The organism is Sedimentibacter sp., assembly GCF_033447055.1.
GTDB lineage: Bacteria > Bacillota > Clostridia > Tissierellales > Sedimentibacteraceae > Sedimentibacter.
In genome coordinates this window covers 1-3571 of record NZ_JAWQJF010000133.1, presented here as the reverse complement: position 1 = coordinate 3571, position 3571 = coordinate 1, and the positions used below count along the sequence as shown (strand labels likewise).

4 protein-coding genes are annotated in these 3571 nt (G+C 32.5%); all 4 read right to left on the bottom strand.

Features of this window, described 5'->3' with window-relative positions; all coding sequences use genetic code 11:
- Positions 1-541 (bottom strand): sugar phosphate isomerase/epimerase family protein (locus SA378_RS09270; RefSeq protein ID WP_318525710.1); only part of this gene is annotated, 541 nt, incomplete at its 3' end.
- Between the two features lie 185 nt (positions 542-726).
- Positions 727-1464 (bottom strand): pseudouridine synthase, encoded by a 738-nt coding sequence (locus tag SA378_RS09265; RefSeq protein WP_318525709.1) that lies wholly within the window; start codon positions 1462-1464, stop codon positions 727-729.
- A gap of 24 nt (positions 1465-1488) precedes the next feature.
- Positions 1489-2742, bottom strand: coding sequence for a UDP-N-acetylglucosamine 1-carboxyvinyltransferase (gene murA, locus SA378_RS09260; RefSeq protein ID WP_318525708.1), 1254 nt, complete (start codon positions 2740-2742; stop codon positions 1489-1491).
- 457 nt (positions 2743-3199) lie between these two features.
- On the bottom strand, positions 3200-3571 hold a 372-nt coding region (locus SA378_RS09255), incomplete at its 5' end, for a hypothetical protein (RefSeq protein WP_318525707.1).

The following is a 3571-nucleotide window of genomic DNA, read 5'->3' as shown; positions in this document are numbered from 1 at the left end:
CTACATCCCATGTGAGCTTTATATTTGGATATAAAATAGCTTTATCCAGAGCTTTTTGTATATATGTTTTTCCGAAATTGCTGCTGTTTTCTATTGCAAGGATTATATTATTATCACGTGCCTTTTGTGATAGTACACTTATTGATTTAATGAAATTGTTTTGAAATTCTTCTGAGTATTGCTCGTATATGTACACTTTCTTGTCAGGAAGTGTCATTTTGGCACCTTCAATAATATGCATGTTTAAAAGCTTTACGCCTGATTCTTTTGCCCAGTCTATTGTATCGGAAAAAAGTTCAACATAGCCTCGTCTTACACTTTCGTAAAATGTTCCTAAGTCAGCATCATCCGGCATATGCATAGTAAATTCAATATTCGTATTTTCGGATATCTTTCTGACTTCTGCAGGATTTAAATTTTGTATGAAATTATATGGAAGGTTCATGTTGAACTCTATGAAATTCAAGTTTAATTTCAAGCACAAATCAACCAATTCATTTATTGTTGTATATTCTACCAATGCAGGCATTCCTAGTTTCATGTTATGCTCCTTTTTAAGGTGTGGGGACACACCTCTTGAATTAGGGATATTCTTTGTGGGTAGAGGAATGTCCCCGAATTTTATTTTTAGGTGTGGGGACACACCTCTTAAATTAGGGTTATTCTCTGTAAGTAGAGGAATGTCCCCGAATTTTTAGGTGTGGGGACACACCTCTTAAATTAGGGTTATTCTCTGTAAGTAGAGGAATGTCCCCCGAGAATATTTAATTCATCTTGTGTCAAATGACGATATTCACCTAATTTCAATGACTCATCTAATTTCAACAATCCCATTGAAACTCTTTTTAAATATGTTACTTCATTGTTAATTGCAAAGAACATTCTCTTTACTTGATGAAATTTTCCTTCTTTGATGGTTACATAGCATTTGGAAGGATAGCCTGATTGTATTATATGTAATTCTGCAGGCAGTGTTTTATAATTTTCTTCTGTCAAAATTACTCCCTCTCTAAATGATTTCACATCATCCTGTGTGACTTCTTCAGCAACTTCAACGTAATATGTTTTATCCACATGTTTTTTAGGAGATAATAAATTATGTGCTAATTGACCGTCATTTGTAATTAAAAGCAAACCTTCCGTATCCTTATCCAGTCTGCCTACCGGAAATGGTTCATAAAACTTGTCTTCATCATCTAACAAATCTATAACCGTTCTGTCGTAATTATCTTCAGTCGCTGAAACGACTCCCTGTGGTTTATTCATCATTAAATAAATGTACTGAACATATTCAGCTGTTTCGCCTTTATATTTCACTGTATCTTTTTCTGTATCTATTATTTTAGAACTGTCTTTTTCAATTACATCATTTATTTTGATTAAACCTTTTTTTGCATCCTGCTTGATTTGTTTTCTTGTTCCAAGCCCTATATTAGACAGCATTTTATCGATTCGAAGTTTCATGCTTACCTCTATCTTCTATTATCTTTATTTTTCAAAAGACACATTTGCTCCGATTTTTTGAAGTTTTTCTATTATGTTGGCATATCCTCTTTTTATGTGATACACTTCTGTAATTTCTGTTTCACCCTCAGCTAAAAGTCCTGCTATTATCAGTGCCGCTCCTGCCCTCAAATCAGTTGCCTTGACTTTCGCTCCGCTTAGTGCACTGTTTCCTTTTAAAACTGCGCTTCTCCCTTCAATTTTTACATCTACCCCCATGCGCATCATCTCATTGGCATGCATAAATCTGTTTTCGAATATTGTTTCATGTATAATGCTTGTACCTTCTGCAACAGAAAGCATCGCCATGAATTGTGCCTGCATGTCCGTAGGAAATCCGGGATATGGAAGTGTTTTTATGTCCACCGGCTTTATTATTCCGTCTGATGATACTCTGATTTTATCATCATATTCTTCAACTTTAGCGCCTGCCTCTCTAAGCTTTGCAATTACAGGCTGCAAATGGCTTGAAACGACATTTTCTATTATTACGTCTCCACCTGTTGCAGCGGCAACAACCATGTATGTGCCTGCTTCTATTCTGTCCGGTATAACTGTATGTTCTGTTTTATGAAGTTTCTTAACTCCTTTAATGCGAATTGTCTTTGTTCCCGCTCCTATAACGTTTCCGCCCATACTGTTGATAAAATTTGCCAAATCAACTATTTCAGGTTCTTCTGCTGCATTTTCAAGTATTGTTTCACCTTCGGCCAAAGCTGCAGCCATTATAATATTTTCAGTTGCTCCTACGCTTGGGAAATCAAGATAAATATCATTTCCTATTAATTTTTCTGCAACAGCGTTAACATATCCATTTTCTGATTTAATTTCTGCTCCAAGATATTTAAATCCCTTTAAATGCAAATCTATTGGTCTTGAACCTATGGCACAGCCCCCCGGCATATATACTTTTGCACTTTTGCATCTTGTTAGCAGTGGTCCCATAACTAAAAAAGATGCTCTCATTTTACTTATCAATTCATATGGTGCTTCACAAGTTGCTATATTTTCAGCTTTTATTTTCAGCGTGTCATTTCCGATTTTTTCAATTTTTGCTCCTAATGCTTCAAGAAGTTTACACATTACACTAACATCCTGCAAATATGGTATGTCATGAATTAAACATTCTTCCTCTGATAAAAGAGTTGCTGCCAAAATTGGCAGAATTGAATTTTTAGAACCGTCAACCTTTATAGTACCTTTTAGACCAAGGCTTTTTTTTACAACTATTTTTTCCATGTTTCTCCTTAAAAACTAATATATAAAAATATTATTTTTCAACAATAAATTAAGTTATTTTTTAAACTAGTCTATGATATCACTTTTAATATATTTTTTCAATTAAAAAATTTTACATATATTAAATATTTGAGGAAAATAAAAAAAGAAAAAGCGTATGATTAAAATAAAGGGGGACGTTATATTTGAAAGATTGACGCTTTTTCTTTTTTTATATTATTATCGAAAATTATTTTATTATTCATTTTCCAATAGTTTCAGCGTACTAAAATTTTAAAATTAACGTTCTAAAATAAAGGGGTTTTCATTTTCTAGAATAAAAGGGGTAAAATCATCCTACTTTATTTTAAAGTACTTGTCAAGCATTGAAATTGAGCCGTTTTTGTAACATTTACCATTTTACAAGTATTATAATTCAAAAAGATAAACCAAATTAAGTCCATCTTCTATTAAACAACTACATAAAATCCCATAAATCAATATTTCTATTATCTGCACTAGATTCCTTATCTTCATTTATAACAATATCTTCTACTATTTCATAATCGCTAAATTCTTCTGACACTATTTCTTTTTCTTCTACTTCATTGCCTTCTTCATAATGTAATTTATAGTCAGCATGGGGATTATTCTCCCATTCATTAAGAACCATATCTTGAAAATCTTCATCATTCATAAAAGGTACTCTTATTACTTCTTTATTTTCAATAGTTCCTGTTCCTTGAACTATAAACATACCTTTATATCTATTATCATCTGGTAATTTATTTACATAAACCTTATCTTCTTTTATAAGGTTGGTTGTACCAAATGCCATAGCATAAGCACT

Bases quoted from the DNA above. Each gene is read 5' to 3' on its own strand.
- SA378_RS09265 (WP_318525709.1), bottom strand. From the start codon at position 1,464: ATGAAACTTCGAATCGATAAAATGCTGTCTAATATAGGGCTTGGAACA.
- murA (WP_318525708.1), bottom strand. From the start codon at position 2,742: ATGGAAAAAATAGTTGTAAAAAAAAGCCTTGGTCTAAAAGGTACTATA.